Source organism: Bradyrhizobium valentinum, assembly GCF_001440405.1.
Lineage (GTDB): Bacteria > Pseudomonadota > Alphaproteobacteria > Rhizobiales > Xanthobacteraceae > Bradyrhizobium > Bradyrhizobium valentinum.
The window spans coordinates 1-25,822 of sequence record NZ_LLXX01000077.1 but is presented as its reverse complement, the minus strand read 5'-3'; the positions used below and the strand labels follow the sequence as shown (position 1 = coordinate 25,822).

At 63.0% G+C, this 25,822-nt stretch carries 28 protein-coding genes and 1 pseudogene; 11 read left to right on the top strand and 18 right to left on the bottom strand.

Annotated elements, in window-relative coordinates; translation table 11 throughout:
• Nucleotides 1–85: 85 nt before the first annotated feature.
• A complete protein-coding gene (locus tag CP49_RS12645; RefSeq protein WP_057850581.1) occupies nucleotides 86–1,087 on the bottom strand; it encodes an AAA family ATPase in 1,002 nt (333 codons plus the stop codon).
• Between the two features lie 260 nt (nucleotides 1,088–1,347).
• On the opposite strand from CP49_RS12645, the gene CP49_RS12640 reads away from it, so the two are divergent.
• The 5 genes and pseudogenes from CP49_RS12640 to CP49_RS49225 all read left to right on the top strand — a co-directional run.
• On the top strand, nucleotides 1,348–1,959 hold the full coding sequence (locus tag CP49_RS12640; RefSeq protein ID WP_057850580.1) for a DUF1285 domain-containing protein: 612 nt from the start codon (nucleotides 1,348–1,350) through the stop codon (nucleotides 1,957–1,959).
• Nucleotides 1,960–1,967: 8 nt separating this feature from the next.
• Nucleotides 1,968–2,630 (top strand): CoA pyrophosphatase, encoded by a 663-nt coding sequence (locus tag CP49_RS12635; protein WP_420807609.1) that lies wholly within the window; start codon nucleotides 1,968–1,970, stop codon nucleotides 2,628–2,630.
• Nucleotides 2,627–2,890: a DUF6111 family protein gene (locus CP49_RS12630; protein ID WP_057850578.1), complete on the top strand. Its 264-nt coding sequence runs from the start codon at nucleotides 2,627–2,629 to the stop codon at nucleotides 2,888–2,890. Before CP49_RS12635 ends, CP49_RS12630 begins: the two co-directional genes overlap by 4 nt.
• Nucleotides 2,887–4,146 (top strand): CCA tRNA nucleotidyltransferase, encoded by a 1,260-nt coding sequence (locus CP49_RS12625; RefSeq protein WP_057850577.1) that lies wholly within the window; start codon nucleotides 2,887–2,889, stop codon nucleotides 4,144–4,146. Before CP49_RS12630 ends, CP49_RS12625 begins: the two co-directional genes overlap by 4 nt.
• A 20-nt stretch (nucleotides 4,147–4,166) precedes the next feature.
• Nucleotides 4,167–4,253: pseudogene (locus CP49_RS49225) on the top strand (sulfite exporter TauE/SafE family protein); the annotation flags it as partial.
• A gap of 3 nt (nucleotides 4,254–4,256) precedes the next feature.
• On the opposite strand, the gene CP49_RS12620 reads toward CP49_RS49225, so the two are convergent.
• From CP49_RS12620 to CP49_RS12575, 10 genes are all read right to left on the bottom strand, one after another.
• A complete protein-coding gene (locus CP49_RS12620) occupies nucleotides 4,257–5,324 on the bottom strand; it encodes a hypothetical protein (protein WP_057850576.1) in 1,068 nt (355 codons plus the stop codon).
• 148 nt (nucleotides 5,325–5,472) lie between these two features.
• Entirely contained in the window at nucleotides 5,473–6,201 is a 729-nt protein-coding gene (locus tag CP49_RS12615) for an HAD family hydrolase (protein ID WP_057850575.1), read from the bottom strand.
• A gap of 144 nt (nucleotides 6,202–6,345) precedes the next feature.
• Nucleotides 6,346–6,588, bottom strand: a complete 243-nt coding sequence (locus CP49_RS12610) for a YodC family protein (RefSeq protein ID WP_057850574.1) — start codon at nucleotides 6,586–6,588, stop codon at nucleotides 6,346–6,348.
• A 68-nt stretch (nucleotides 6,589–6,656) separates the two neighbouring features.
• A complete protein-coding gene (gene hemF / locus CP49_RS12605; protein WP_197423092.1) occupies nucleotides 6,657–7,544 on the bottom strand; it encodes an oxygen-dependent coproporphyrinogen oxidase in 888 nt (295 codons plus the stop codon).
• Nucleotides 7,545–7,694: 150 nt separating this feature from the next.
• Complete coding sequence (locus CP49_RS12600) at nucleotides 7,695–8,060, bottom strand: 6-pyruvoyl trahydropterin synthase family protein (RefSeq protein WP_057850573.1); 366 nt, start codon at nucleotides 8,058–8,060, stop codon at nucleotides 7,695–7,697.
• A gap of 17 nt (nucleotides 8,061–8,077) precedes the next feature.
• Nucleotides 8,078–8,710: a 7-carboxy-7-deazaguanine synthase gene (queE, locus tag CP49_RS12595; RefSeq protein WP_057850603.1), complete on the bottom strand. Its 633-nt coding sequence runs from the start codon at nucleotides 8,708–8,710 to the stop codon at nucleotides 8,078–8,080.
• Nucleotides 8,707–9,192: a tRNA (cytidine(34)-2'-O)-methyltransferase gene (locus CP49_RS12590; RefSeq protein WP_057850572.1), complete on the bottom strand. Its 486-nt coding sequence runs from the start codon at nucleotides 9,190–9,192 to the stop codon at nucleotides 8,707–8,709. The genes queE and CP49_RS12590 overlap by 4 nt, the downstream gene beginning before the upstream one ends.
• A 5-nt stretch (nucleotides 9,193–9,197) precedes the next feature.
• Complete coding sequence (locus tag CP49_RS12585; protein ID WP_057850571.1) at nucleotides 9,198–9,488, bottom strand: type II toxin-antitoxin system RelE/ParE family toxin; 291 nt, start codon at nucleotides 9,486–9,488, stop codon at nucleotides 9,198–9,200.
• On the bottom strand, nucleotides 9,485–9,700 hold the full coding sequence (locus CP49_RS12580; RefSeq protein WP_156438342.1) for a hypothetical protein: 216 nt from the start codon (nucleotides 9,698–9,700) through the stop codon (nucleotides 9,485–9,487). Before CP49_RS12580 ends, CP49_RS12585 begins: the two co-directional genes overlap by 4 nt.
• Before the next feature lie 11 nt (nucleotides 9,701–9,711).
• Nucleotides 9,712–9,918: a DUF433 domain-containing protein gene (locus CP49_RS12575; RefSeq protein WP_057850602.1), complete on the bottom strand. Its 207-nt coding sequence runs from the start codon at nucleotides 9,916–9,918 to the stop codon at nucleotides 9,712–9,714.
• Between the two features lie 416 nt (nucleotides 9,919–10,334).
• Here CP49_RS12575 and petA point away from each other — a divergent pair, with 416 nt between their 5' ends.
• The 4 genes from petA (at nucleotide 10,335) to CP49_RS12550 (ending at nucleotide 14,836) form a co-directional block, all read left to right on the top strand.
• Complete coding sequence (petA, locus tag CP49_RS12565) at nucleotides 10,335–10,865, top strand: ubiquinol-cytochrome c reductase iron-sulfur subunit (RefSeq protein WP_057850568.1); 531 nt, start codon at nucleotides 10,335–10,337, stop codon at nucleotides 10,863–10,865.
• Nucleotides 10,866–10,930: 65 nt separating this feature from the next.
• Entirely contained in the window at nucleotides 10,931–13,003 is a 2,073-nt protein-coding gene (locus tag CP49_RS12560) for a cytochrome c1 (protein ID WP_057850567.1), read from the top strand.
• Nucleotides 13,004–13,151: 148 nt separating this feature from the next.
• Complete coding sequence (locus CP49_RS12555) at nucleotides 13,152–13,826, top strand: dienelactone hydrolase family protein (RefSeq protein WP_057850601.1); 675 nt, start codon at nucleotides 13,152–13,154, stop codon at nucleotides 13,824–13,826.
• Nucleotides 13,827–13,936: 110 nt separating this feature from the next.
• Nucleotides 13,937–14,836, top strand: coding sequence for an NAD-dependent epimerase/dehydratase family protein (locus CP49_RS12550; protein WP_057850566.1), 900 nt, complete (start codon nucleotides 13,937–13,939; stop codon nucleotides 14,834–14,836).
• Between the two features lie 161 nt (nucleotides 14,837–14,997).
• On the opposite strand, the gene CP49_RS12545 is transcribed toward CP49_RS12550, so the two are convergent.
• On the bottom strand, nucleotides 14,998–15,999 hold the full coding sequence (locus tag CP49_RS12545) for a VOC family protein (RefSeq protein WP_057850565.1): 1,002 nt from the start codon (nucleotides 15,997–15,999) through the stop codon (nucleotides 14,998–15,000).
• Between the two features lie 324 nt (nucleotides 16,000–16,323).
• Here CP49_RS12545 and CP49_RS12540 point away from each other — a divergent pair, with 324 nt between their 5' ends.
• The gene (locus CP49_RS12540) at nucleotides 16,324–18,480 is read left to right on the top strand and encodes an anthranilate synthase component I (protein WP_057850564.1); all 2,157 of its coding nucleotides are present in this window, start codon (nucleotides 16,324–16,326) and stop codon (nucleotides 18,478–18,480) included.
• Between the two features lie 120 nt (nucleotides 18,481–18,600).
• Nucleotides 18,601–19,140, top strand: a complete 540-nt coding sequence (locus CP49_RS12535) for an adenine phosphoribosyltransferase (RefSeq protein ID WP_057850563.1) — start codon at nucleotides 18,601–18,603, stop codon at nucleotides 19,138–19,140.
• A 304-nt stretch (nucleotides 19,141–19,444) separates the two neighbouring features.
• Here CP49_RS12535 and CP49_RS12530 read toward each other — a convergent pair whose 3' ends face one another.
• The 6 genes from CP49_RS12530 to CP49_RS12505 all read right to left on the bottom strand — a co-directional run.
• On the bottom strand, nucleotides 19,445–20,113 hold the full coding sequence (locus CP49_RS12530) for a P-loop NTPase family protein (RefSeq protein ID WP_057850562.1): 669 nt from the start codon (nucleotides 20,111–20,113) through the stop codon (nucleotides 19,445–19,447).
• 60 nt (nucleotides 20,114–20,173) lie between these two features.
• Nucleotides 20,174–20,926, bottom strand: a complete 753-nt coding sequence (locus CP49_RS12525; protein WP_057850561.1) for a P-loop NTPase family protein — start codon at nucleotides 20,924–20,926, stop codon at nucleotides 20,174–20,176.
• A 166-nt stretch (nucleotides 20,927–21,092) separates the two neighbouring features.
• Nucleotides 21,093–22,289 (bottom strand): M48 family metallopeptidase, encoded by a 1,197-nt coding sequence (locus CP49_RS12520; protein ID WP_057850560.1) that lies wholly within the window; start codon nucleotides 22,287–22,289, stop codon nucleotides 21,093–21,095.
• Nucleotides 22,290–22,455: 166 nt separating this feature from the next.
• Nucleotides 22,456–23,016: a LemA family protein gene (locus CP49_RS12515; RefSeq protein WP_057850559.1), complete on the bottom strand. Its 561-nt coding sequence runs from the start codon at nucleotides 23,014–23,016 to the stop codon at nucleotides 22,456–22,458.
• A 259-nt stretch (nucleotides 23,017–23,275) separates the two neighbouring features.
• Nucleotides 23,276–24,247: a small ribosomal subunit Rsm22 family protein gene (locus tag CP49_RS12510; RefSeq protein ID WP_057850558.1), complete on the bottom strand. Its 972-nt coding sequence runs from the start codon at nucleotides 24,245–24,247 to the stop codon at nucleotides 23,276–23,278.
• Nucleotides 24,248–24,414: 167 nt separating this feature from the next.
• A partial coding sequence (locus tag CP49_RS12505) for a chromosome segregation SMC family protein (RefSeq protein ID WP_156438340.1) occupies nucleotides 24,415–25,822 on the bottom strand: 1,408 nt, incomplete at its 5' end.

The window sequence follows — 25,822 nt, the reverse complement described above, 5'->3', positions numbered from 1 at the left end:
AGCGATGCGGCGAGCGTTCGGCTTTCGCCATCGGCACGTCGGATTGCTAAGATCTCCCTGGTCTCGTGGCTGGTCTCTGCGGCCATCAACCAATCCGCGTCTTCAACTGTCTGATCACGTCGGGAATGGTGCGGCCTTCCGCCCGCGCCGAGAACGTTAACGCCATGCGGTGCTTGAGAATGGGTTCGGCGAGATCGAGCACGTCGTCGATCGAGGGTGCGAGGCGGCCGTCGAGCAGCGCGCGGGCGCGGACCGCCAGCATCAGCGACTGGCTGGCGCGCGGGCCCGGCCCCCAGGCGATCAGCTTGTCGCCGCCGTCTTCGGAACTCGGACGCGCGGCGCGCACCAGCGACAGGATCGCCTCGACGACGCTGTCGCCGACCGGCAGGCGCCGCACCAGCCGCTGCGCCGCGATCAGAATTTCCGCGTTCATCGATGCCTTGGCCAGCGTCTCTTCCGCGCCGGTCGTTTCGAACAGGATACGGCGTTCGGCGTCACGGTCGGGATAATCGACGTCGATCTCCATCAGGAAGCGGTCGAGCTGCGCCTCGGGCAGCGGATAGGTGCCTTCCTGCTCCAGCGGGTTTTGCGTGGCGAGCACGTGGAACGGCTTGGGAAGATCATGCCGCGCGCCTGCAACGGTGATGTGCTGTTCCTGCATGGCTTGCAGCAGCGCCGATTGCGTACGCGGGCTGGCGCGGTTGATTTCGTCGGCCATCAGGAGCTGCGCGAACACCGGTCCGGCGATGAAGCGGAACGACCGCTTGCCGGTATTGCTCTCGTCCAGCACCTCGGCGCCCAGAATGTCCGAGGGCATCAGGTCCGGCGTGAACTGGATTCGCTTGGTGTCCAGCCCGAGCGTGATGCCCAACGTTTCGACGAGCTTGGTCTTGGCGAGGCCGGGCACGCCGATCAGCAGCGCGTGACCGCCGGACAGGATCGTCACCAGGGTGTTTTCAATCACCCGGTCCTGGCCGAAGATGACGGTGGAGATCGCTTCCTTCGCGGCGCGGATCTGGCCGGCGACCTGCTCGGCCGACCGGACGATCGCGTCCTCGAGTTTCTCGACACCGTCTGCACTCGCCATGTCTTTCTCCTTCAACCATCTAACCGCTTCATGACACCGCTGGTTGCGTCGTCATGCCACGAACCTCATGCTAAACCTATGCAAAGGCCATGTATTCGTTGAATTAAACTATCCCCACATTACCGGTATTTCGGGGTATGAACGGCATCACGATGTGGCGACTTGATCCGCAATAGTACGGACACAAATCGTCGGGAACACATATCTCGGTATATGTGCACCAATCGTGCCAGATCGAGTGCTTAGACTCAGGGCAAACAATGGCGAAGCAAGGGCAAACCGGCGCTCAGGGCCTCGAAGGACTAACTGTCGCTGCGAGGGAAGCCGCCAACGCCACCTCGGCCGGCAAGGGGTTGCCGCCGGTCCATCTGTGGAATCCGCCGTTCTGCGGCGATCTCGACATGCGAATCGCCGGCGATGGCACGTGGTTCTACATGGGCACGCCAATCGGACGGCCGGCGCTGGTGCGGCTGTTTTCGACCATTCTCAAGCGCGAGGACGGTAAGCACTTTCTCGTGACCCCGGTCGAGAAGGTCGGTATCCGCGTGGACGATGCGCCGTTCCTGGCGGTGGAGATGCAAAACGAAGCCGGCGATCGCGGCCGGCTGCTGCGCTTTCGCACTAACGTTGACGACTGGGTGCCATGCGATTCTGCCCATCGCCTGCGGTTCGAGCCGGCCGCCGACGGCGGGCTGGCGCCCTATCTGCACGTCCGCGCCGATCTGTGGGCGAAGGTGACCCGCGCGCTCTATTACGATCTGGTTGACATGGGGGAAGAGCGGGTGGTCGATGGTCAGCCGATGTTCGGCATCGAGTCCGGCGGTGAGTTCTTTGCGATGGCGGACGCGAAGCAGGTGAGGGACGCAGTTTGAACGAGCCGATGCTGAAAAAGATGGAGGCGGCTCCGATCAACTCGGCGGAGTTCTTCACACGGAGCCGGGCCCGGCTGAATTTCGACGTGCCCCCCGGCCTGGTTGATCCCGAAATCATTCCGAAAACCGGTGACGCGGGCAACGACTACATGCTCGAGATCGTGGCGCGGGAGCAGCCGGTGCGCCCGGCGGCGGTGCTGATCCCGGTGGTCGATCACCGCGAGCCGACCGTATTGCTGACGCAGCGCTCGCCGCATCTCTCCAGCCACGCGGGCCAGATTTCCTTTCCGGGCGGCAAGATCGACACAACCGACGCTTCCCCGCTCGACGCCGCCTTGCGCGAGGCGGAGGAGGAAGTCGGCCTCAAACGCGAGTTCATCGAGCCGATCGGCTATCTCGACCTCTATGGAACCGCCTTCGGGTTTCGTATCCTGCCGACGGTGGCGCGCGTGAAGCCCGGCTTCAAGCTGACGATCAACGAAGGCGAAGTGGTTGACGCCTTCGAGGTGCCGCTGGCGTTCCTGATGAATCCCGAAAACCATCAGATTCATGCCAAGGAATTCCGCGGCATGGAGCGCTCCTATTACGCCATGCCGTTCGCCGAACGGTACATCTGGGGCGCGACCGCAGGAATTCTGCGCGTGTTGTATGAGCGGATTTATCTCGCATGATCCGTCCGGTCCTGACCGAGATCGCGATTTTTCTGATCCCGTTCGTGGCCTATGCGCTGTTTCTGATCGCCACCCGTGCCGGCGTGTTCGCGTCCTCCTCCTGGCCGGCGCATCTGGTCGCAAAACTGGTGCTGGGATCGCTGCTATTGGTCGTGATCAGCTTCGTCCTGCTCGCCCAATTCTCCGGCGCGCCGCCGGATTCGACCTACGTTCCCGCGCACATGGAAGACGGCAAGCTGGTTCACGGAGACGAGAAATGAGCGAGGCTCGCGTGCTGTCGGACGCGCCCTGGCTCAGATTCGGTCCGGCTGCGCGCGTGCTCGCATTGCTCAATGGCGATGGCGAGGAAGCCCGCGTGATCGGCGGCGCCGTGCGCAACGCGCTTCTGAAAATTCCCCTTGGTGATATCGACATCGCGACCACGGCGCTGCCCGACGAGGTCGTCCGCCGCGCCAAGGCAGCCGGCATCAAATGCGTGCCGACCGGCATCGACCACGGCACGGTCACGCTGGTCATCGAATCGCATCCGTTCGAGGTCACGACCTTGCGCGAGGACACAGAGACCTTTGGCCGGAAGGCCAAGGTTGCGTTCGGGCGCGACTGGGTTCGCGATGCGGAACGGCGCGACTTCACCATCAACGGGCTATCTGTCGATGCCGACGGCATTGTGCATGACCATGTCGGCGGGCTGGCCGACATCGAAGCCAAACGCGTGCGCTTCATCGGCGATGCCGGCCAGCGCATCGCTGAGGATTATTTGCGCATCCTGCGCTTCTTCCGCATGCATGCTGCCTACGGGGCGGGTGAGCCCGACCGCGCCGGATATCTCGCCTGCATTGACGGGCGCGCGGGGCTCTCAGGCCTCTCCGCCGAACGCGTGCGGATGGAGATATTGAAGCTGTTGATCGCGGAAGGAGCCGCGGTTGCGGTTCAGGCGATGGCGGATGCCGGGCTGCTGCTGCCGATCTTCGGCGGTGTCGCCTACACCGGAACGTTCGCGGCGATGATAGCGGCTGAAAACGCGCTAGGGCTGCCGCCGAACGCCATGCGTCGGCTTGCCGCGCTCACGGTCGCCGTCACTGAGGACGCCAGGCGCGTCTCGGCGCGGCTTCGCCTTTCCAACGCTGAAACCAAGGCACTGGACTCGATGGGCCATCGCTGGTGGCGGCTCGCCAGCAAGGACGATGCGCGGGCGCGGCAGCTTCTCTATCGGCTCGGCGAGGATCCTTACCGCGACCGGCTGATGCTGGCGTGGGCGCGGGCAGGCGGCGTCGGTAATGGCGCCGCGCGCTGGCACGACCTCGCAACTTTGCCGCAGCGCTGGAGCGCGCCGAAATTTCCGCTGAAGGCGGCCGATTTCATCTCCCGCGGCATTGCCGAGGGCCCGGCGCTGGGCCATGTGCTGACACTTGCGGAAGACGCCTGGTTGGCCGCGGATTTTCCGCTGGAGGCATCCGCGCTTGCCGCGATCGCCGACCAGACCGCCGCCCGTTTCACCCGCGATCACCGGCTGTGAATATTCTCGCCGGCTTCGCCATGCCGGTGCATATCCACACAGCAATCCTCGACGCCGCCGTGATGGTCGGCGGCGTCGTCATGATCGCAGCGGTGCTGCGGCACTAGAGCTCAATGAGTGAGCGAGGCCGTGCGGATCGGGAAGCAGTTCAGGCTCGGTATGTTGCGAACGAGCGGCACGCTGCACAAAAAGCCGACCGGACGATATTTCACCCGGATTCGCTCCATCTGATGCAGCGCCAGGCTGCTGAACGCGCTGACCCGCCCGGCCAGATCATCCAGTTGGGCGTTGATCTCGTTCTCGCGCTCGACGATTTCCCTTTCCTTCGCGGCGTCCCGGTCGCTCCGGGAGGCCCACTGCCGCGCGGCCGCCAGTTTGTTGTGCGCGGCCTCGAAGCAGTAGTGCATCGTCAGGACGTGGTGCTTGGCGCTGTACCAGTAGATTCTCTTGGCTATCCTGCTATGCGTATGAGGTCCGGCGCAGATCCGAATGAAAGCATCTTTCGGCTGGGTCTTGTCGTCAACGCCCCGTTTCTCGGCGATTGCGCAATAGGCGTCATCTGCAACGTCCTTGGCGGGCGTATCGTCGTCCTCGACATGCACGTTTCCGAACGCCGGAAAATTGTATTTGTCGGAACAGTCGAAGGCATAGTCGCGCAACACCTGTCGTGACAGCGGATCGGCATCGACGTTATGCTTCTCGGCCGGATCGCGATACGTGTTGCTCGCCCAATCGATATAGATTTCGGCCTTTCGCGTCAGCACGTCGATATTTTCGCGGAGTGCGATCCGCGCCTTTTCGTAACGCTCGGAAATCGCGCGCGCGTTCTTGGTGAGGAGCGCCTGGTCGCTTTCGTCCGATCTGTCCCGGACGGCGCGCGTGAAATCGGAATAAAGCGTCTGCTGCAGTGCCTGTACTTCGGAGAATGCGCGTGAGATCTCCGTGAAGGTTGCCGTCGCCGCGGCCATGTCTTCCTTGGCCTGGCTGCCTACCTTCTCCTGATAGGCGTTGAGGTACTGAAAATAGCCGACCACAAGGCTGCTCAGCACGGTGACCAGCGACAGGCCTTTGACGATGTCGAGCCCGTGATTGAACTTCCAGAGCCACCTCAGCGGGGCGGATTTCGGGGCAATGTCGTCCGCCGCAGGCGGCGGCTTGTGCGCGTCGTCGTTGGGCATCGGTGAACTCCCCAGCCTCGGGTTTCAGCCTTGAAGCAACGTCGACACAATCTGGGATTGCCGGCTTCCGCACTGTGAGGAAGCTCACATTACACGCGATCGTGCGATGGGCCTCGGCTAGCCTGACAACGGAACCTCAGGGGCGCTATCAGCGCTCGCGGGGCAGCAGCTCCGTCAGCGAGCGGATGATGCGATCGGGCTTCACGGTGGTATCAGCGGGCAGGCCATCGCCATGCACGTCGATCCAGATGGCGTAGATGCCGAGCCGCTGCGGCGCCTCGACCTCCCATTCCAGATTGTCGCCGATCATCCACGTCTCGGATGCCGTGACGCCGAGCGCCTGCATGGCATGCAGATAGGCGCGCTCGTCCGGTTTGCCGAAACCGTGCTCGCCCTCGATCTGGATGTGATCGAAACGGTCCGACAATGCAAAGCGTTCGACCTTGGCGCGCTGAGCGCCGGCGGCGCCGTTGGTCACCAGCGCCAGCTTGATGCCGCGCGCCTTCAGCTCGTCGATGGCGTCATGCGCGCCGGGAAAGACGAACATTTCCTCTTCGCGGTAGGCGGTGAAGCGGTCGGCGAGCCGTATCGCCAGGTCTTCGGGCAGGGCGTGGCCGCCGGCGGCAAGGGCGGCAAATCCGTTCCGGACGGTTACGCGCCGCGCTTCGTCCAGCTTCAGCCGCCATTCGGCTTCGGCAACAGCCCAGAATTTTCGTGCCGAATCCAGAACGGCGGTGGCAACCTGCTGCGAGGTGAACGGCCCGAACTCGGCGGCAAATTCCGCCGCGACGTTGTGCCAGGCGATCTCGGGACGGCCATAAGCCGACAGGATGGTGTCGTCCATGTCGATCAGCATGGCACGGGGCAGGTGGGTCATCTTTTCACGGCCATTTCGCTTCCAGCGCTTTTGACCGCGGCTGGCCGCGGTCGATTGGCCGCGAATATCAGATCCCCTGCGCGGGGTCCAATTCCAGGAAAAGACGTCGCCGGGCCGTGAGTGCCGGGCGACGTCGAAATTCGCTTAGGCAACCTTGCTGGCGTGCTCGTCCTCTTCGTCGTCATCGCCTTCTTCGTCGTCTTCCTCTTCTTCCTCATCGTCATCGGGCTCGGCGCGTTCAAGCACGGCCAATGGCAGCGTCTCCCGAAAGAGATCGCCTTCATTGCCCATCCAAACGCATGCAACTTTGTCGTCGTTGACCTCCACCACGCTGAGCGGGTGGCCGCCGGACTTCAGAATGACGACATCGCCTGGTTTCAAATCCATGATCTACTCCTTGGATGCATGACACGAATCGCATTCTAGCGATCGGTCATGACAAGCTGATCATGCGATCATGGCCACTTTACCTCCGGCGGCATCGACGAGAGAATGGAATCTACATTGCCGCCGGTCTTCAGCCCGAAGATCGTGCCGCGGTCGTAGAGCAGGTTGAACTCGACATAGCGTCCGCGCCGGATCAACTGCTCCTCGCGATCGGCGGCGTTCCAGGGGAGGGCGAAATTGCGGCGGACGAGTTCAGGATAGATTTTCAGGAAGGCGCGGCCGATGTCCTGCGTGAAGACGAGGTCGGCATCCCAATCGCCCGAATCGTGCCAGTCGTAGAAAATGCCGCCGATGCCGCGCGCTTCCTTGCGATGCGGCAGATAGAAATATTCGTCGCACCACTTCTTGTATCTGTCGTAGTCGGCAACGCCGTTGGATCGATCGCAGGCTTCCTTCATCGCCTGATGAAAGGCCTGCGTATCGGGATCTTCCTGGGTGCGCCGGCGATCGAGCACCGGCGTTAGATCCGCGCCACCGCCAAACCACGCCTTGGTGGTAACGACGAAGCGGGTGTTCATGTGCACTGCCGGCACGTGTGGATTGCGCATGTGCGCGATCAGCGAAATGCCTGACGCCCAGAACCTGGGGTCGTCGGCAGCGCCCGGAATCTGTGCACGGAACTCGGGCGCGAATTCGCCGTGCACGGTGGAACAGTGCACGCCGACCTTCTCGAACAGCCGCCCGCGCATCATCGACATCACGCCGCCGCCGCCGGGCTTGCCGGTGTGGTCGGTGCGCTCCCAGGACGTGCGCACGAAGCGTCCGGCGTCGCCGGGATAGAGCGAGGCCGGGGCGTCGTCTTCCAGCCGTTCGAAGGCCGCGCAGATGTCGTTGCGCAGCGCTTCGAACCAGGCTCTCGCGCGCGTCTTACGATCCTCGATCAGCGACATATCCATTCGGAATTCCCAACGTTACTTTCTGTCATTGCGAGTGAAGCGAAGCAATCCATCGTGCCATGGAAAAGGATGGATTGCTTCCGCTTTCGTTCTTCGAGCTTCGGCGGGCGCGGTCGTCGCTTCGCTCCTCGCAATGACGCCGGTGAATATCTAACGCTGCGGCCCGAAATAGGTGCAGCTCTCATTGCAGCTATCGCGATGAACGGTGACGCGGGTGATCTTGCCGGCGTGCTGGACCCGCTCCCAGATGTAGCGGGAAAGGTTTTCCAGTGTCGGCGTCCCAAGTGCCTCGATCTTGTTCAGGAACTTGTGGTCGAGGGTCTTGCGGACCTCGTCCATGCTGCGTTCGAGCAGGCCGAGATCGAGCACCATGCCGGTTTCCGGATCGGGAGTGCCGCGCACGCTCACTTCGGCGCGAAACGAGTGGCCGTGAATTTCCTCGCTGGCTGCGCCGAAGGTCGTGCCCTTCAGCGAATGCGCGGCCTCGAAGCGAAATGATTTCGTCAGTTCCCACATCTTGAAAAATCTGGTTCCTATCTGATGCCGAGTGTCTTGTGTGTCTGCAGGCTGAGTCGCCATTGCGGATGGCGCAGGCAGTAGTCGACCGCACGCGCGGTGTTTTCGATCACATCGGGTCCGTCCATCGGCTGCAGCGAAAAACGTTCGAAGTCGAGTCCCGCAAAATCTTCCGGCGCCGCGCCGGCCTGCGGATAGACCAGTTTCAATTCGTGGCCGCGGCGCACCACGAGGTCGGCGCCGGCTTTCGGGCTGACGCAGACCCAGTCCATCCCGTCGGGCGGTTCGATCGTTCCGTTGGTCTCGATGCCGATCGAGAAACCGCGCGCATGCAGCGCATCGATGAACGGGCTATCGACCTGCAGCAATGGCTCGCCGCCGGTCAGGACCACGTAGCGGTTGGTATTCTCGCCGGTCCATTGCCCGGCGATCGTATCGGCGAGTTCGCCGGCTGAGGCGTAGCGGCCGCCCAGCGTGCCGTCGGTGCCGACAAAGTCAGTATCGCAGAACTTGCAGGTGGCGCTGGCGCGGTCCTGTTCGCGGCCGCTCCAGAGGTTGCAGCCGGAAAAACGGCAAAACACCGCCGCGCGGCCGGCATGCGCGCCTTCCCCCTGCAGGGTCAGAAAAATCTCTTTGACCGCGTAACTCACCATCTCTCCTTGGACCGCATCTCGCTCTGGGTGGCGTGACGGGTCTGCCGCAGCGCCTCGCCCAATGCCATGGCGGCCGCCATGGCTACATTGAGCGAGCGCAAGCCCGGCCTGATCGGGATTATCAGCCGCGCATCAGCGACGGATGCGACCTCATCGGTAACCCCAGCGGATTCCCGTCCGAACAGCAGGACATCGTCGCTCTCGTAGCGGAAATCCAGATAGGAACCTGCTCCCTTGGTCGTAAATAGTAGCAGCCGGGATCCGGCTTCGTTACGCCATTGCTGGAATTTTGACCATGAGTCATGGCGGGTAATGGCCACATGATCGAGGTAGTCCATTCCCGCCCGGCGGAAATGCCGGTCCGAGGTCGGAAAACCGGCCGGCTCGACAATGTGGGCCGCCACGTCCAGGCACGCGCACAAGCGCAGAATCGTTCCGGTGTTCTGGGGGATATCGGGCTGAAACAGGGCGATGTGCATTCGAGTCAGGTCTGTTCATCCAGGGGCCGCCGCGCAGAATGTCGGATGTGAACGATCCAGACATTGGCGCCCTCGACGAAATAGTGGATCCGGTATGGATATCGCGTGACCAGGCGGCTCCGCAATTCCGGGGCTCTTGCGTTGCGAATTCCCAGATAAGGCCGCGCCGCAATGAGGGCGCACGTATCAAAAACCGCCCGACCCACCCGGTCAGCACCGACCGGGTTCTCTTTCGCGATATAGTCCATGATTTCCCGGAGATCGTCCCGCGCGCGGGGCGTAAACCGGAGCGTCATGAATCGCGTTGCTTGAAAAGAACGGCGATCTCGTCGGCCGATACGGCCTCGCGACGCTTGGCTTGAGCGAAACCCTCTTCGATGGCTGCCCACTCGTCATCATTGGGGTGATAAAGCTCACCCTCTCGGGCTTCCAAGGCAAGCAACATCTGGACAGCGTCTTCCTGCCGCTCTCGGGGCCAAGTCAGCACACGCTCGATTACCTCTTTCACCTGATCTCTTGTCATACGACCCGGTCTTTCGCTTCTTCCAGGAAGGCGATGACATGCTCCCTCGTGACGGACGGAAATCCCTCGAGGAAATCGTCAATTGATTCCCCTGCTTCGAGATAGTCCAGCAGCGTCCGCACAGGAACTCTCGTCCCGTGGAAAACAGCCGCGCCGCCCACCACGTCGCGGCTTCGCGATACAATTGGCTGATCGTTCATCATGGCGAATATCATACCATGTGGCCCGGTAGCGGTACACATTCCCTGCCAACGAAAGAAAGCGATCGGCGGCAACCGGATTCGCCGGAAAATGCTGGATTCGGGGGATTCCCGGATGAAGCGAGGTTCGTCTATATCGCGTGCGCGGCCCCTCCAGCGGCGGGTGAATGTATTGAATAAATCACGGTCGGGCGCGGATTTAGTGCATTGCACGATTGCGGGCCGATAGCGGGCTTGCGCTCTCTCGGCAAGGGTGCCAATAGAACGATTCTGGACTGCTTGTTCCGCCAGGATTGGGGGAGGAAAGGCGGTTTTTCTGCCGCCGCGGGGGCCGCGGGCGCCGGCAGCCTCCTCTGGATCACGCTTCAGGCGGGTCCGGGGCGGTTCCGCTGGCTGCAGATAAGAAAGGGCTTGGAATCGTGACGACAGCGTCTTCGGCGGACCATCCGACACGCCGTGATTTCCTTTATGTTGCAACGGGAGCCGTCGCCGCCGTAGGCGCGGCTGCCACGGTGTGGCCGCTGGTTTCCCAAATGAATCCGGATGCCTCGACGGTCGCGGCCGGTGCGCCGATTGAGGTCGACCTGACCCCGATCGCCGAAGGTCAGGACATCAAGGTGTTCTGGCGCGGCAAGCCGATCTACATCAGCCACCGGACCAAGAAGCAGATCGAAGAGGCCCGCAAGGTGCCGGTATCGAGCCTGCCCGATCCGCAGAGCGATGAGCAGCGGGTCAAGCCGGGCCATGACCAGTGGCTGGTCGTGGTCGGCATCTGCACGCATCTTGGCTGCATCCCGATTGCCCATGAGGGCGCTTACGACGGCTTCTTCTGCCCCTGCCACGGTTCGGTTTACGACACCTCGGGCCGCATCCGTCAGGGACCCGCGCCGACGAATCTGCCGGTTCCGCCCTACACCTTCGTTTCCGACACCAAAATCCAGATCGGCTAAGGGCTCGGGCGCCAGTCCGAGACCCTTAATCCGTCGCGTCGTTTTACTTCCTCAGGATCGCATCAATGAGCGGACCATCCGATTTCCAGCCGACCAATCCCGCCTTGAAGTGGATCGAACGGCGCCTCCCGATCATGGGACTCATGCACTCCTCGTTCGTGGCGTATCCGACGCCGCGTAACCTGAATTACTGGTGGACGTTCGGCGCCATCCTTTCGTTTATGCTGGGTGTGCAGATCCTGACCGGCGTGATCCTGGCGATGCACTACACGCCGCATGCCGATATGGCCTTCAAATCGGTCGAACTGATCGTCCGCGATGTCAATTACGGCTGGCTGCTGCGAAACATCCACGCCAGCGGCGCGTCGATGTTCTTCTTCGCCGTCTACATCCACATGTTCCGCGGCCTCTATTACGGGTCGTACAAGGAGCCGCGTGAAGTGCTGTGGATCCTCGGCGTCATCATCTATCTCCTGATGATGGCGACCGGCTTCATGGGTTACGTGCTGCCGTGGGGCCAGATGAGCTTCTGGGGCGCCACCGTCATCACCAACCTGTTCTCGGCCGTGCCCTATTTCGGCGAGAGCATCGTGACGCTGCTGTGGGGCGGCTATGCCGTCGGCAATCCGACGCTGAACCGCTTCTTCTCGCTGCACTATCTGCTGCCGTTCGTGATCGCGGGCGTCGTCGTGCTGCACATCTGGGCGCTGCACGTGGCGGGTCAGAACAACCCGGCCGGCGTCGAGCCGAAGACGGAAAAGGACACTGTGCCGTTCACGCCCTACGCGACCATGAAGGACATGTTCGGCGTTTCCTGCTTCCTGCTGTTCTTCGCCTGGTTCATCTTCTACATGCCCAACTATCTCGGCGACGCCGAGAACTATATCCCGGCCAATCCCGCCGTTACGCCCGCGCACATCGTGCCGGAATGGTATTATCTGCCGTTCTACGCAATCCTGCGCTCGATCCCGAACAAGCTTGCCGGCGTGGTGGCGATGTTCGGCGCGATTATCATCCTGGCGTTCCTGCCATGGCTCGATACCGCCAAGACACGTTCGTCGAAATACCGGCCGCTCGCCAAGCAGTTCTTCTGGATGTTCGTCGTCGTCTGCATCGGGCTCGGCTATCTCGGCGCGCAGCCGCCGGAGGGTATCTATGTCATCGTCGGCCGCATCCTGACCTTCCTCTACTTCGCCTATTTCCTGATACTGCTGCCGTTGCTAGCGCGGATCGAGAAGCCCCGTCCTGTGCCGAACTCGATCGCGGACGACGTGCTGGCAAAGACGGGCGGCAAGCCTGCGCCGATGGTCTCGACCGTGATCGCGCTGATGGTGGCCGGCGGTCTGCTTCTGGGCGGCGCCGAGAGCGCCCGCGCCGCCGAAGGTAGCACCAAGCCGCCGGCGCAGAAGTGGTCGTTTTCAGGCCCGTTCGGCAAGTTCGATCGCGGCGCAATGCAGCGCGGCCTGAAGGTCTACAAGGAAGTCTGCGCGTCCTGCCATGGCCTCTCATTTGTCGCCTTCCGCAATCTCGCTGAACCCGGCGGTCCTGGTTATTCAGTGGCTCAGGCCCAGGCGTTTGCCTCCGAGTACAAGGTCAAGGACGGCCCGAACGACCAGGGCGAGATGTTTGAGCGGCCGGGCCGGCCGGCGGACTATTTCCCGTCGCCGTTCCCGAACGAGCAGGCGGCGCGCGCGGCCAATGGTGGCGCTTTTCCCCCCGATCTGTCGCTGATCACCAAGGCGCGCAGCTACGGCCGCGGCTTCCCGATGTTCCTGATCGACTTCTTCACCCAGTATCAGGAGCAGGGACCGGATTATGTCACGGCGCTGTTGCAGGGCTATGAAGACAAGCCGCCGGCCGGCGTCAATCTGCCGGAAGGTTCCTACTACAACACCTATTTCCCCGGCCATGCCATCAAGATGCCGAAGCCTTTGAACGACGGCCAGGTCACCTATGATGACGGCTCGCCGGCGACGGTCGCGCAATACGCCAAGGACGTCACCCACTTCCTGATGTGGGCTGCGGAGCCGCACATGGAGGCGCGCAAGCAACTCGGCCTGCAGGTGTTCGTATTCCTGATCCTGCTCACCGTCCTGCTGTACTTCACCAAGAAGAAGGTCTGGGCCAACGCCCACTGATCAAGGTGCATGCGATTTCGGAAAAGCCCCTGCGGGGGCTTTTTTGTTGCCCTGACCCGACGTAGGCGCGCGGATCAAGCAATTGCTTCCGGAACGCACTGCGGACAAAATGCCGGTCAATCATCCGGAAATCAGCGCGGAGGAACCCATGGGTACCAGCATTACTTTCAAGCGTCCGGACGGCAAGGACGCTGCCGGCTATCTTGCCAACGCATCGCGCGGCAATGCGCCGGGCGTGGTCGTGATCCAGGAATGGTGGGGCCTGCAGGACCAGATCAAGGGCATGTGCGATCGCTTTGCGCTGGCGGGCTTCGATGCGCTGGCACCCGATCTCTACAAGGGCACGGTGGTGCCGTACCACGACACGGATGCGGCCGGCAAAGAGATGAACTCGCTGGACTTCATGGACGCCACCACGCAGACCGTGCGGGGCGCCGTGCAATATCTGTCGCGCAACGGCGCCAAGGTCGGGCTGACCGGCTTCTGTCTCGGTGGCGCGGTGACCATCATCGGTGCTACCAAGATTCCGGAGCTTGCGGCCGGCGTGGTGTTTTATGGCATCCCGCCGGAGCAGGCGGCAAAGCCTGCGGACGTGAAGATTCCGCTGCAGGCGCATTTCGCCAACACGGACGACTGGTGCACGCCGCAGGTGGTCGATGCCTTCGAGAACGGCATGAAGGCCGCCGGCAAGTCGCTGGAGCTTTTCCGCTATGACGCCGAGCACGCCTTCGTCAACGAGCAGCGGCAATCCGTCCATGACCGTCAGGCCGCGGAGCTGGCCTGGGGCAGGGCGACGGAGTTTTTCAGGAAGCATCTGGGGTAAACCGGTCGTGCTTCCTCGTCATTGCGAGCGAAGCGAAGCAATCCATCGTGAGGGCGGCGACATGGATTGCTTCGTCGCTTCGCTTCTCGCAATGACGGCGGAGGTGGTGAATGAAAATCTTTTGCACGGGCGCGTCGGGCTATATCGGCGGATCGGTTGCAGCGCATCTCATCGCCGCCGGGCATCACGTGACAGGCTTGGTTCGCTCGTCGGAGAAAGCTGAGGCAGTTCGCGCGCGGGGCATCCAGCCCGTGCTGGGCACGCTCGACGACGGGGAAATTTTGGCGCAAGCGGCGCGGGCCGCCGACGTCGTCGTCAATGCCGCGAGCGCCGACCACAGGGGCGCGGTCGAGAGCCTGCTCGGCGCGCTCGCCGGGAGCGGCAAGCCGCTCATCCACACATCGGGATCGAGCATCGTCGGCACGCGCGCCAAGGGCCAGCGATCGGACGAAATCTTCGACGAAGACGCGCCGATCACGCCATCGCCGGCGCGCGTGGCGCGGGTCGCGTTGAACGAGTTCATTCTCTCACACCGCGACAAGGGCTGCCGACCGGTCATCATCTGCCCGAGCCTGATCTACGGCCTCGGCCTTGGCGCCGGGCCTGACAGCGTGCAGGTGCCACTTCTGATCAGCCTCGCAAAAAAGCGCGGCAACGCGGCGCACGCCGGACCCGGCGAGAATATCTGGTCGAACGTGCATATCGACGACCTCGTGACGCTCTACGCGCTTGCCATCGAGAAGGCCCCGGCAGGCAGCTTCTATTTCGTCGAGAGCGGCGAGAATTCGATGCGCGAGGCGTGCGAGGCCATCAACCGCATGCTGGGTTTTGCAGGACCGCCAACGGCGATGTCGATGCAGGAGGCCGCCGCCGAATGGGGCGAGGGCACGGCAGAGGATACGATGGCCTCGAACAGCCGCGTGCGGGCAAAGCGCGCGCGGCAGCTTGGCTGGCAGCCGAAAGCGCGCGGGCTGATCGAAGAGATCGAGAGCGGGTGTTATCGGGAGTAAATCTCTCCGTCGTCCCTGCGAAAGCAGGGACCCATACGCCGCGGCCTGTCGATTTCGATGACGCCGTTCGATGACTTCGCGCAAAATCAACGGGTGCCTGTGGTTATGGGTCCCTGCGTTCGCAGGGACGACGCAGGTAGCTGGGCAACATTTCTGACCGCCTAACTCTTCCCACGCACCCCGTCCCACCACGCGCAGGTGCCCGACATCAGTTTGTAATTGCCCTCCATCACCTGCACCGGCGCGCGCAGTCCGGAAGCCGCGGCGCGCAGGCGCATCTCGCGCGCGACCGTGCGATCTTCCGGCGGCAGCCAGACGCGCTCGTGGCCCCACAGGCTGGGGCCGTCGTGCATCTCGACCGGTTGCCATGTCGCGGGATCGATCTCGCGGCCGCCCCAGCCGCATTCGATCATGAAGGACGACGGCGTCTTGGCGTAGAACGAGGTCATGAAATCGTTGGTGTGCCGGCCGAGCGTGACGCTGACGCGGTCCTCCTGCGTCAGCGCGATGTCGTAGCACTGGCCGACATCGTCCAGCGAGAACAGCTCCACCATCAGATGGTGCATGCCGTTCCTACCGGTCTCGATCAGCGCGAGGCTGTGATGCCGCGCGTTGACGTGGAAGAAGTAGGCGCGGAACGGCTTTGAGATGTAGTCGGAGAGGCCGAAGCCGAGCACGTCGATATAGAACGCCATCATCGGGTCGATGTTCTCGACTGTGAGCACGGCATGGCCGAGGCCGAGCGGGCCGGTGCGGAAGCCCGAAATTGAACGGCCCGGGACGAAGGGTGTTTCGTCGATCTCGGCGCCGTAAAAGGCCTCCAGCCGGTTGCCGGCGGGATCGTGAAACGAAATCAGGCTGCGGACCCGCCTGGCGTCGGCCAGTGCCTGCGGTTCGGCCGCGACATGCACGCCGGCCGCCTCCAGCCGGGCCGCCAGCGCATCGAGCGCCGCGCTGTCGGCGACCTCCCAGCCGAAGAAACGCGCGCCTTCGCCCATGGCGCGGTCGATGACGATGCGCTGCTTGCGGTCGTCCATCCGGAACGCCAGCAGCGAATTGCCGCGCTCCACGGCCTGCAGCCCGACGAGGCCGGTCCCGAACTGCCTCCAGTCCTCGAGGTTGGCGGACCCGAAGCCGGCATATCCCAGACCCAGCAATGCCATCCTTGCCTCCGTCATTTGCAATCTTTGCGCGTCGAATGCGCCGCTGCTTGCTCAAATCCTACGCAAGTTTTCCGCTTTCCGACACCCCAGGATAGGTCCGGGACGGGACGTCCCGGCCGGTCCCTCTCTTGACATCGTTCCCGCCGGATGGTGTTTAGCTGCCATGAGCACCGTAATCAGCCCATCCCGTCTGTGGTGGCGCACCTCCTGAGAGGTGGCCGGTGCGATTTCATTTTTTAATCGTCGAAGGTCGCCATCGCAGTGCGACGGTCCCTTCGTTTGTCCTGTGTGGCGCTCCCTCCCGAAGTTTCGTAAGAGGATCACATGAACAGGACAGCTTTCTCCCTGCCGGAGCACAGCGAATACCGGACCAGCGGCGGCCTGGCGATTTCGCGTGTCGTCGAGCAGTTTACCGGCAATGCCAAACGCCTTGACGATTTGATCGAACTGCTCGATCGCCGCCGTGGCGTGGTGCTGTCCTCCGGCACTACGGTGCCGGGCCGCTACGAGAGTTTCGACCTCGGCTTTGCCGATCCGCCGCTGGTGCTGGAAACCGTCGGCTCAAACTTTTCGCTTTCGGCGCTGAATGCGCGGGGCGAGGTGCTGATCGCGTTTCTGGGCGATGTGCTGCGCGAACCCTGCGTGGTGATTTCTGAAAAAAGCCCGACGCGGCTGGCCGGTCACATCATCCGCGGCGCGGCGCCGGTCGAGGAAGACCAGCGCACGCGCCGCGCCAGCGTGATGTCGCTGGTGCGCGATCTCGTCGCCGCCTTGTCAGCCAATGACGATCCGCTGCTCGGTCTGTTCGGCGCCTTCGCCTACGACCTCGTGTTCCAGATCGAAGACCTCGTGCAGAAGCGGGCACGGGAGAGCGACCAGCGCGACATCGTGCTGTATGTGCCGGATCGCCTGCTGGCCTATGATCGCGCCACCGGCCGCGGCGTGGTGCTGAGCTATGATTTCTCCTGGAAGGAAAAATCGACCAAGGGTCTGCCGCGCGACACCGCGGAGAGCGCCTATGCCAAGACGCCTCGGCAGGGGTTTGCCGATCATGCGCCCGGCGAATACCAGGCGACGGTGGAGGTCGCGCGGGCGGCGTTCGCGCGCGGTGATCTGTTCGAGGCGGTGCCGGGGCAGCTCTTCGCCGAGCCCTGCGAACGCTCGCCGGCCGAAGTGTTCCAGCGACTCTGCCGCATCAACCCGTCGCCCTATGGTGCGCTGATGAATCTCGGCGACGGCGAATTTCTGGTGTCGGCCTCGCCGGAAATGTTCGTCCGCTCCGATGGTCGCCGGGTCGAGACCTGCCCGATCTCGGGCACGATCGCGCGCGGCGTCGATGCGATAGGCGATGCCGAGCAGATCAGGCAGCTCTTGAACTCGGAAAAAGACGAGTTCGAGCTCAACATGTGCACCGACGTCGACCGCAACGACAAGGCGCGGGTCTGCGTTCCCGGCACCATCAAAGTGCTGGCGCGGCGGCAGATCGAGACCTATTCGAAACTGTTCCACACCGTCGACCATGTCGAGGGCATGCTGCGCCCGGGCTTCGATGCGCTCGACGCTTTCCTGACCCATGCCTGGGCGGTCACCGTGACAGGTGCGCCGAAATTGTGGGCGATGCAGTTCGTCGAGGACAATGAACGCTCCTCGCGGCGCTGGTATGCCGGCGCGATCGGCGCGGTGAATTTCGACGGTAGCATCAATACCGGGCTGACCATTCGCACCATCCGCATGAAGGACGGCCTTGCCGAAGTGCGCGTCGGCGCCACCTGCCTGTTCGATTCCGATCCCGCCGCCGAGGATCGCGAATGCCAGGTCAAGGCGGCTGCGCTGTTCCAGGCGCTGCGCGGCGATGCGCCGAAGCCGCTGTCGGCGTTTGCGCCGGATGCCACCGGCTCCGGCCGCAAGGTGCTGCTGATCGATCACGACGACAGTTTTGTGCATATGCTGGCGGATTATTTCCGGCAGGTCGGCGCAAGCGTGACGGTGGTCCGGCACGTTCACGCCCAGGAGATGCTGAAAAAGAACTGGGATCTGCTGGTGCTGTCGCCGGGCCCGGGCCGGCCCGAGGATTTCGGGATTTCGAAAACCATCGGCACCGCGCTGGACAGGAAGCTGCCGATTTTCGGCGTCTGTCTCGGCGTGCAGGCGATCGGTGAATATTTCGGCGGCCAGCTCGGCCAACTCACCCACCCCGCACACGGGCGGCCGTCGCGGATACAGGTGCGCGGCGGGCGGCTGATGCAGAACCTGCCCAATGAAATCGTGATCGGCCGCTATCACTCGCTCTATGTCGAGCGCGACAGCGTGCCCGATGTGCTTCAGGTCACCGCAACCACCGAGGACGGTGTCGCGATGGCGATCGAACACAAGACCTTGCCGGTCGGCGGCGTGCAGTTTCACCCGGAATCGCTGATGTCCCTCGGCGGTGAAGTGGGGCTGCGCATTGTCGAGAATGCCTTTCGTCTGAATGTGGGGTGAATCGATGCAACATTTTAAGCACGTCATTCCGGGATGGTGCGTTATCACCAGACCCGGAATCTCGAGATTCCGGGTTCGATGCTCCGCATCGCCCCGGAATGACGTTGGAGACAGATACCAATGACATTCGATCACGACATCAAGGCCACCGTCCGCACCATTCCGGATTACCCGAAGAAGGGCATCCTGTTTCGCGACATCACGACGCTGCTGGCGGATGCCCGTGCTTTCCGCCGCGCGGTGGACGAGCTCGTGCAGCCCTGGGCGGGATTGAAGATCGACAAGGTTGCCGGCATCGAGGCGAGGGGATTCATCCTGGGCGGCGCGGTGGCGCATCAGGTCTCCGCCGGCTTCGTGCCAATCCGCAAGAAAGGCAAGCTGCCGCACACCACCGTGCGCATCGCCTATTCGCTGGAATACGGCCTCGATGAAATGGAAATGCACGTCGATGCGATCCAGCCCAACGAGCGCGTGATCCTGGTCGACGATCTCATCGCCACCGGCGGCACCGCCGAGGGCGCAGTGAAACTGCTGCGCCAGATTGGCGCCAACGTGGTCGCGGCCTGTTTCATCATCGACCTGCCGGATCTCGGCGGCGCCGCCAAATTGCGGGCGATGGATGTGCCGGTGCGGACACTGATGGCGTTCGAGGGGCACTGAGCTTTCGCTGATCGAAACGCTCTCCGTCGTCCCTGCGAAAGCAGGGACCCATAGCCACCGGCGGTAGTTGTTGTGCAAGGCGATTGCCATCTCGTCTCAATCGCGAGAGCAACGCGGTATGGGTCCCTGCGTTCGCAGGGACGACAACAACATCAGACCGCCTCTGCATTGAGCTGCGCAGGCGGCAATGGCTGCCTTTCTCGCTGATGTCATGGGATGCCTCGTGAGGGTCTGACGAGGCAATAACAGTCCGGCCGTGCGACGTAAATATTACCCGGGCAATATTGATACCCCTGCAGAGGCTTCACGGCCGCTGCGGGAGCAGGCTGAACTCGAGTTCGCGAAAGCTGGTGTAGTTCCTGCGGATCCACTGGTGCAACTCGGTCGATGAATCCCGTTCGTTGCGCAGGTAGTCGGTGAAGGAAAAGGTGAGCCGGTCGACATAGGTCTTCAGGAACGAAGGCAAGGCCGATATTCGCAGCACCCGCCCCAGGCCCATCGCCTCGGGCAGTTCGCCACGCACCACATACTCGTTGTCGATCGTAATCAGCGCTTTCAGCGGGATCTGCTCCCGTAACGTCGGATAGGCGCGCGCGGAAACGCGGTCGATATCGGCCACGAACAGGATAATCGGCGCGACGCTGCGCCGCGCGGCCTCTTTCAGGAAACCGATCTCATTGGTCATCTTGAAGAACTCGTCGAACGCATGAAAGCCGAGATCGATGACCTTGGCGACACCGTCATTGACGATCAGGCGGTCCATGAGCTGCATCTTGCCGTAGGTGTCCATGACATCGGCCGTCTCGGTGACGCGCGGCAGATATTCGAGCAGCGACGGCTCCTTCAGGTTGATGTCGAAGGAGGACACCGTGCCGTCTTTCAGCAGCAGGAACTCGCTCAAGAGCCGCGCAAGCAGCGTCTTGCCGACCAGCGGCCGGGGCGAACAGATGATGTAGACGGGCGTGGGGCTCATTACCCGCTATATCAAAGGAATTTTCTGCCTATTCCAGCCCCCATCGCAGCGGGCGCGCGACTATTTTTCGCCGCCGCGCACGCCAGGCTTGGCGCCGACGAGATCGGTCAGCTTGATGCGATCGAACTCGCTCCAGACGTTGGCGAGCCAGTGCCGGACATAGCCGCGCAGCACGAACGAATAGTTCGCGGCTTCGTCCTCCTTGCCCTTGTTGGCGACGAATTTGAGGAACGGCACCGAGGAAACTTCGACCTGCTCATAGGCCATTTCGTTGAGCTTGGGGATCGTGAGGTCGGTAGCGTCCTTGATGCGGTGGAAGTAGGAGTTGTAGGTCGACTGGTCCCACTGGAAGAACTGGGTGTCGTTGATGAAGTTCTTCACCAGGAAATATTTGGCGCCGTGCATGAAGTTCGCGGTCTCGGCGATTTCGTCCAGCGAGGCGATCGAAGGTCCCAGGATATGGAACACGGCGAAGGTGATCTGTCCCGCCTTCGCCGCATCGAGAAAGCCGATGTCGCGCAGCGAGGCCAGCGCCGGCGACAATAGTCCGGCGCGGACGTCGATCACGGTGACCGAGGGGCTGACCGCATTCAGCGTATCGAAGATCTTCATCTGATCCGAAGTCGTCGTCATGTCGACGATCTCGGTGATGTCGGGGTGGAAGCGCTTCAAGGTGCCGCGCGGCGATTCCGTGTCGAATGCCCGGGTCGGCACGTTGTTGGCACTGAAGTAATCCAGGAGCGTTCGCGACACGGTCGTCTTGCCGACCCCGCCCTTGTCCGCGCCCACCACAATCACGACTGGCTTTGCCATGGAATTCCCTTGAACTGCAGCTCCGACCGCGGGGAGCGGCCGGCACGCCCCATTCCTGCTTTGGGCGCGAACATGGCAGAAACAAGGGATAATTCAATTCATTAGACGGCCGTCGCCACTATTCATACGGAATTTCGTTAATCCGGGAGCGGCGATAGGCGGCTGCCTAGCGGTGCGGCCCCCAAGGGCCATCTGACGGGCCGGGACGCGTGCCCGGGACACCGGCGGGCTCGCTGGCATCGCTCCAGGAGCCGCGGGGAACCGGCGGCGGGAGTTGCTCGGCGCCTGATTCCTCGGGCTCATCGGTTTGGTTCGCCGCATCCGACGGCAAGGCCAGCGGGCCGGGATCGTGGCCGCCGGCAAACTGCACCAGCGCCTTGACGCGCTTATCGACCGACGGATGGGTCGCGAACAGGTCGGCAAATCCTTCGCGTGGATTGTCGACACATAGTTCCATGACCGCAGATGTTGCGCCGGGAAGCTCGCCGCGATTCTCGATCTTGCGCAGCGCCGTGATCATGGCGTCGGGATTCTTGGTCAGTTCGACAGAGCCGGCGTCGGCCAGCAATTCGCGTGACCGCGACAGCGCCAGCTTGACGACTTGCGACAACAGCCAGGCCAGCAGGATCAGCACGACCGCGATAATGATCGCCATGATGGCACCGCCGCCGCCCTTGCCGCGATCGGACGACGAAGAGGAGGACGACGATGATGAGGAGGATGAAGATGAAGACCAATCACTGCCGGTCGAGTTCCACGACAGGTTGGTGAACATACGAAAGAACAATTCGCCGAAAAAGCCCACCACGCCGGCGATGATCACGGCGACCACCATCAACTGCACGTCACCGTTGCGGATATGCGTGAGCTCATGGCCGAGCACGGCCTCGATCTCCTGATCGTTGAGCGTCCGCAGAAGGCCTGATGTCACCGTGATGGAATATTGCCGCCGGTTGAGGCCGGTGGCGAACGCGTTCAGCGCCGGGCTGTCCATCACCTTCAGCTTCGGCATCGGGATGCCGCGCGAGATGCAGAGATTTTCCAGGAGATTGTAGAGCCGGGGCTGCTGTTGCCGCGTCACGCTCTCGCCGCCGGTCACGGCGTCGATCATGTTCTGGTGGAAGAAATAGGCGATCACGATCCACAGCGCGGCGATGATCGTGGCGTAGGGGGAGGCTGCAATCAGGTCGCGCGAGGCGCGCATCAGATAGTAGTCGACTGAAGCGCCGCTGTTGAGCACCACTTCCGCAACCAATGCGCCGGCAAAGACCAGCACGTAGATCAGCAGGAACAGCCCGGCAAGCAGCAGCATCGAACGAAACTTGTTCGATGCGATATGCGTGTAGAGACCATACGCGGCCATGATGGGCTTTCGCTAACCACGGTCATTCCGGGGCGTCGCGAAGCGGCGAACTACGATGTGCAATTGCACATCGGAGAATCTCGAGATTCTCAGGTGCGCAATTGCGCACCATAGTTCACGCCTTTGGCGTGCCCCGGAATGACGGCGGTAGTGAGTTCTCATCCGTTCAGAACTTCACGGTCGGCGCGACCTCGACTTCGGTGCGGCTGGCGCCGAGGTCGAAGAATTCCTTGCGGGTAAAGCCGAACATGCCTGCGAACAGCGCCGCGGGAAGCTGCTGGATGCCGGTGTTGTATTCCTGGACCGCGTTGTTGAAGAAGCGGCGGCTGGCCGCGATCTTGTTTTCGAGATCGGACAGTTCGCTCGCCAACTGTTGGAAGTTGGCATTGGCCTTGAGGTCCGGATAGGCCTCCGACAGCGCGATCAGGCGCCCGAGCGCGCCGCTCAACTGGTTCTCGGCAGCCGACACTTGTGCCGGTCCCTGTGCCGAAATCGCGGAATTGCGCGCCTTGATCACGTCGTCGAGCGTGCCGCGCTCGTGCGAGGCGTAGCCCTTCACGGTCTCGACCAGGTTCGGGACCAGGTCGTGGCGCTGCTTGAGCTGAACGTCGATGTCGGCGAAGGCCTGGCTGACACGCTGGCTGAGCGCGACCAGGCGGTTATACGCAGCGAAGGCAAACAGCACGATGATGACGATGACGCCGAGAACGATCCAGCCGGTCGACATGACGGACAACTCCTGTGGGACGAAGAGGCAGGGAAACTAGACGAAAAAGCAGGCGTGCGGCAGCCCGCCCGCGAGTGGGGCATGGCTTTAGTCGGAAGTGGGACGGGATAAGTTCAAGGCAACGCGCTGCAGTCATTCCGGGGCGATGCGAAGCATCGAACTATGGGGCGCCCTTGCGCCCCTGAGAATCTCGAGATTCCCCGATGTGCAATTGCACATCTGAGGTCTGGTGCTAGCGCACCAACCCGGAATGACACCGTCAAGTAACAGCATCGCCCCATCGCCAGCGCCGGGCGACAGCGTAATCCGCTTTGGCGCGGCGACGCACTTTCGTGAAGGAGAGACCTTCCGGCGTGCAGAGCTTGGCGGTTATTTCGACCTTGCTGACGATCGGTTGCGCCAGCACGCGGGAAGGTCGCCGACCTTCAACCGGCGCGCGCGTCAGCGCGACATAGGAGAACCTTTCGTCTTCGAACGGTAGCTCGGCGCCCTTGACCTGCTTGTGCGTGCGCGAGCGCTGCAGGCGCTGCGTGAAATGGCACCAGTCCGGCGCCAGCAAGGGGCATTCGTTGTTGTGCGGGCAGGGGGCGGCGACATGAGCGCCGAGGGCGATCAGTTGCGCGCGTAGCGCGATGATCCGCGCATAGCCGGCGGGAGTGCCGGGTTCGACCACCAGCAGCGTGTCGCGGGTTTTCTGCCACATCAACTCGGCAAGCGCGCGTTGCTCGGCGTCGCCGATCTCGCCGATCATGTAGCTCGCTACGACGAGGTCGGCCGTATGCGATTTGGCCAGCGACATGCGGGCTTCGCCGCGCTGATAGCCGATGCCGCGCAACCGTGTGCTGTCGTGCGCCAGATCCAGCGCGAGCGTTCGCAAGGCATCGTTGGCGTCCAGCAGCGCGAAATCCTGCAGCGACGGGAAGGCTTCGGCTGCCGCCCATGTGGCTGTGCCCGGCCCGGCGCCGACATCGAGCAGGTTTTTCGGAGCGAAATCCGGCCTGATCTCGACAAGCGCGTTCAGGCTGGCTGTGACCGCGGCATAGGTCGCGGGCATCCGCGCCAGCGCATAGGCGAGCGCATCGGTCTCCGAGCGAATGGCGCCGGAGCCGCCGCCGTCACGGTAGGTTTTCGAGATCGACGCTGCGCGGCCGGCCGCATCGCTGCGCGAAAAGCCCCGCAGCTTGCCGTCGAGCGCGGCTTTCAGTTCAGCGGGGAGGTCGGGCGAGGTCATCTCTTGTTCTTTCCCTCTCCCCTTGTGGGAGAGGGTGGCACGGACGCGCGGAAGCGCGTTCGTGACGGGTGAGGGGTATCTCTCCGCGGTCTGTGTCTTCCTGGAGAGATACCCCTCATCCGGCGCTTCGCGCCACCTTCTCCCACAAGGGGAGAAGGGAAGAAAGCTCACGCCACGTCCTGATCCAGAATCTTCACCGCATCGTCGAGGCCGACCGAGACCAGTTGCGACACGCCGCGTTCGGCCATGGTGACGCCGAATAGCCGGTTCATCCGCGCCATCGTGATCGGATTGTGCGTGATGATGATGAAGCGGGTTTCCGTCGAGGAGGTCATCTCGTGCAGCAGGTTGCAGAACCGCTCCACATTGTGGTCATCGAGCGGCGCGTCGACTTCGTCCAGCACGCAGATCGGCGACGGGTTGGTGAGGAACACCGCAAAAATCAGCGCCAGCGCGGTCAGTGCCTGCTCGCCACCGGAGAGCAGCGACAATGTCTGCGGCTTCTTGCCGGGCGGTTTTGCGATGATTTCCAGACCAGCCTCCAGGGGATCGTCGCTCTCGATCAGATGAAGCGCCGCCTCGCCGCCGCCGAACAGTTCGACGAACAGCCGCTTGAAGTGCTCGTTGACGGTTTCGAACGAGGTCAACAGCCGTTCGCGCGCTTCCTTGTTGAGGCTCTGGATGCCCTGGCGCAGGCGCTTGATGGCCTCGACGAGGTCGTCGCGCTCGGTGGTCAGCGCGGTGTGCTGGGTCTCGACCTCGCGCAGCTCTTCCTCGGCGCGCAGATTGACGGCGCCAAGACGCTCACGGTCGCGGCGCAGCTTTTCGAGGTTCTCCTCGATTTCGCTGAGCGGCGGAAGTTCCGCGCCCGGCTCGATCTCGGCGAGGGCTCCGACCGCATGCGGCTCGACTTCGAGCATGTCGTGGATTTCGCGCTCGATATCGGAAAGTCGGCGCTTGGTGCCCTCCATGCGTTCCTCGGCGCGGGCGCAGGCTTCGCGGGCGGAGGAGAGCGCTTCGAGCGAAGCCTTGGCCGCGCGGTCGGTTTCCGCCATCAGGCTTTCGGCGGCGGCCAGTGCGTCCGCGGCGACGCGGCGGGCGCTTTCAGCAGATTCGATTTCGTTGATCAGCGCGCGGCGTTTCTCCGCAAACAACGCCGGCGCGTTTTCGAGCTCGGCACGTTCGGCGGTCACTTCCGTGATGCGGGCCTCGACGGTGGCGACCTGCGAGGCGGAGCTCTGCTTGCGGTTCTGCCATTCGGTGCGTTCCGCCAGGATCGCCTGCACGCGGCGGTCGGCGAGTTCGGCTTCCCGCGCCAGCGCCTGCGCTTCGGCGCGCACTTGCGCGGCGAACCGGCGATGGCCTTCGATGTCGGCGCGAACGGCGGTGAGTCTGGCTTCCGTCTCATCGGTTGGCGGCAGTTCCGCCAGCGCGGCCGTGGCGCTTTCATGCGCCGCTTCGGCCTCGCTGCGATCCGCGGCGAGGCGGGTATGGGCTTCGGTCAGCGCGGATTTGCGCGTGGCGTGGCGGTTGATCTCGCGCTCGGTCGCGGCATGGCGTTCGCGCGCCGCATCC

Coding starts and splice junctions, on each gene's coding strand:
- CP49_RS12620 (WP_057850576.1), bottom strand. CDS start 5,324: ATGCCCAACGACGACGCGCACAAGCCGCCGCCTGCGGCGGACGACATT.
- CP49_RS12545 (WP_057850565.1), bottom strand. CDS start 15,999: ATGGCATTGCTGGGTCTGGGATATGCCGGCTTCGGGTCCGCCAACCTC.
- CP49_RS12540 (WP_057850564.1), top strand. CDS start 16,324: ATGAACAGGACAGCTTTCTCCCTGCCGGAGCACAGCGAATACCGGACC.
- CP49_RS12640 (WP_057850580.1), top strand. CDS start 1,348: ATGGCGAAGCAAGGGCAAACCGGCGCTCAGGGCCTCGAAGGACTAACT.
- CP49_RS12625 (WP_057850577.1), top strand. CDS start 2,887: ATGAGCGAGGCTCGCGTGCTGTCGGACGCGCCCTGGCTCAGATTCGGT.
- CP49_RS12510 (WP_057850558.1), bottom strand. CDS start 24,247: ATGACCTCGCCCGACCTCCCCGCTGAACTGAAAGCCGCGCTCGACGGC.
- CP49_RS12535 (WP_057850563.1), top strand. CDS start 18,601: ATGACATTCGATCACGACATCAAGGCCACCGTCCGCACCATTCCGGAT.
- CP49_RS12520 (WP_057850560.1), bottom strand. CDS start 22,289: ATGGCCGCGTATGGTCTCTACACGCATATCGCATCGAACAAGTTTCGT.
- CP49_RS12530 (WP_057850562.1), bottom strand. CDS start 20,113: ATGAGCCCCACGCCCGTCTACATCATCTGTTCGCCCCGGCCGCTGGTC.
- CP49_RS12515 (WP_057850559.1), bottom strand. CDS start 23,016: ATGTCGACCGGCTGGATCGTTCTCGGCGTCATCGTCATCATCGTGCTG.
- CP49_RS12560 (WP_057850567.1), top strand. CDS start 10,931: ATGAGCGGACCATCCGATTTCCAGCCGACCAATCCCGCCTTGAAGTGG.
- CP49_RS12630 (WP_057850578.1), top strand. CDS start 2,627: ATGATCCGTCCGGTCCTGACCGAGATCGCGATTTTTCTGATCCCGTTC.
- hemF (WP_197423092.1), bottom strand. CDS start 7,544: ATGGATATGTCGCTGATCGAGGATCGTAAGACGCGCGCGAGAGCCTGG.
- CP49_RS12585 (WP_057850571.1), bottom strand. CDS start 9,488: ATGACGCTCCGGTTTACGCCCCGCGCGCGGGACGATCTCCGGGAAATC.
- CP49_RS12600 (WP_057850573.1), bottom strand. CDS start 8,060: ATGTGGGAACTGACGAAATCATTTCGCTTCGAGGCCGCGCATTCGCTG.
- CP49_RS12555 (WP_057850601.1), top strand. CDS start 13,152: ATGGGTACCAGCATTACTTTCAAGCGTCCGGACGGCAAGGACGCTGCC.
- CP49_RS12635 (WP_420807609.1), top strand. CDS start 1,968: ATGCTGAAAAAGATGGAGGCGGCTCCGATCAACTCGGCGGAGTTCTTC.
- CP49_RS12525 (WP_057850561.1), bottom strand. CDS start 20,926: ATGGCAAAGCCAGTCGTGATTGTGGTGGGCGCGGACAAGGGCGGGGTC.
- CP49_RS12615 (WP_057850575.1), bottom strand. CDS start 6,201: ATGACCCACCTGCCCCGTGCCATGCTGATCGACATGGACGACACCATC.
- CP49_RS12610 (WP_057850574.1), bottom strand. CDS start 6,588: ATGGATTTGAAACCAGGCGATGTCGTCATTCTGAAGTCCGGCGGCCAC.
- CP49_RS12575 (WP_057850602.1), bottom strand. CDS start 9,918: ATGATGAACGATCAGCCAATTGTATCGCGAAGCCGCGACGTGGTGGGC.
- CP49_RS12645 (WP_057850581.1), bottom strand. CDS start 1,087: ATGGCGAGTGCAGACGGTGTCGAGAAACTCGAGGACGCGATCGTCCGG.
- CP49_RS12550 (WP_057850566.1), top strand. CDS start 13,937: ATGAAAATCTTTTGCACGGGCGCGTCGGGCTATATCGGCGGATCGGTT.
- CP49_RS12590 (WP_057850572.1), bottom strand. CDS start 9,192: ATGCACATCGCCCTGTTTCAGCCCGATATCCCCCAGAACACCGGAACG.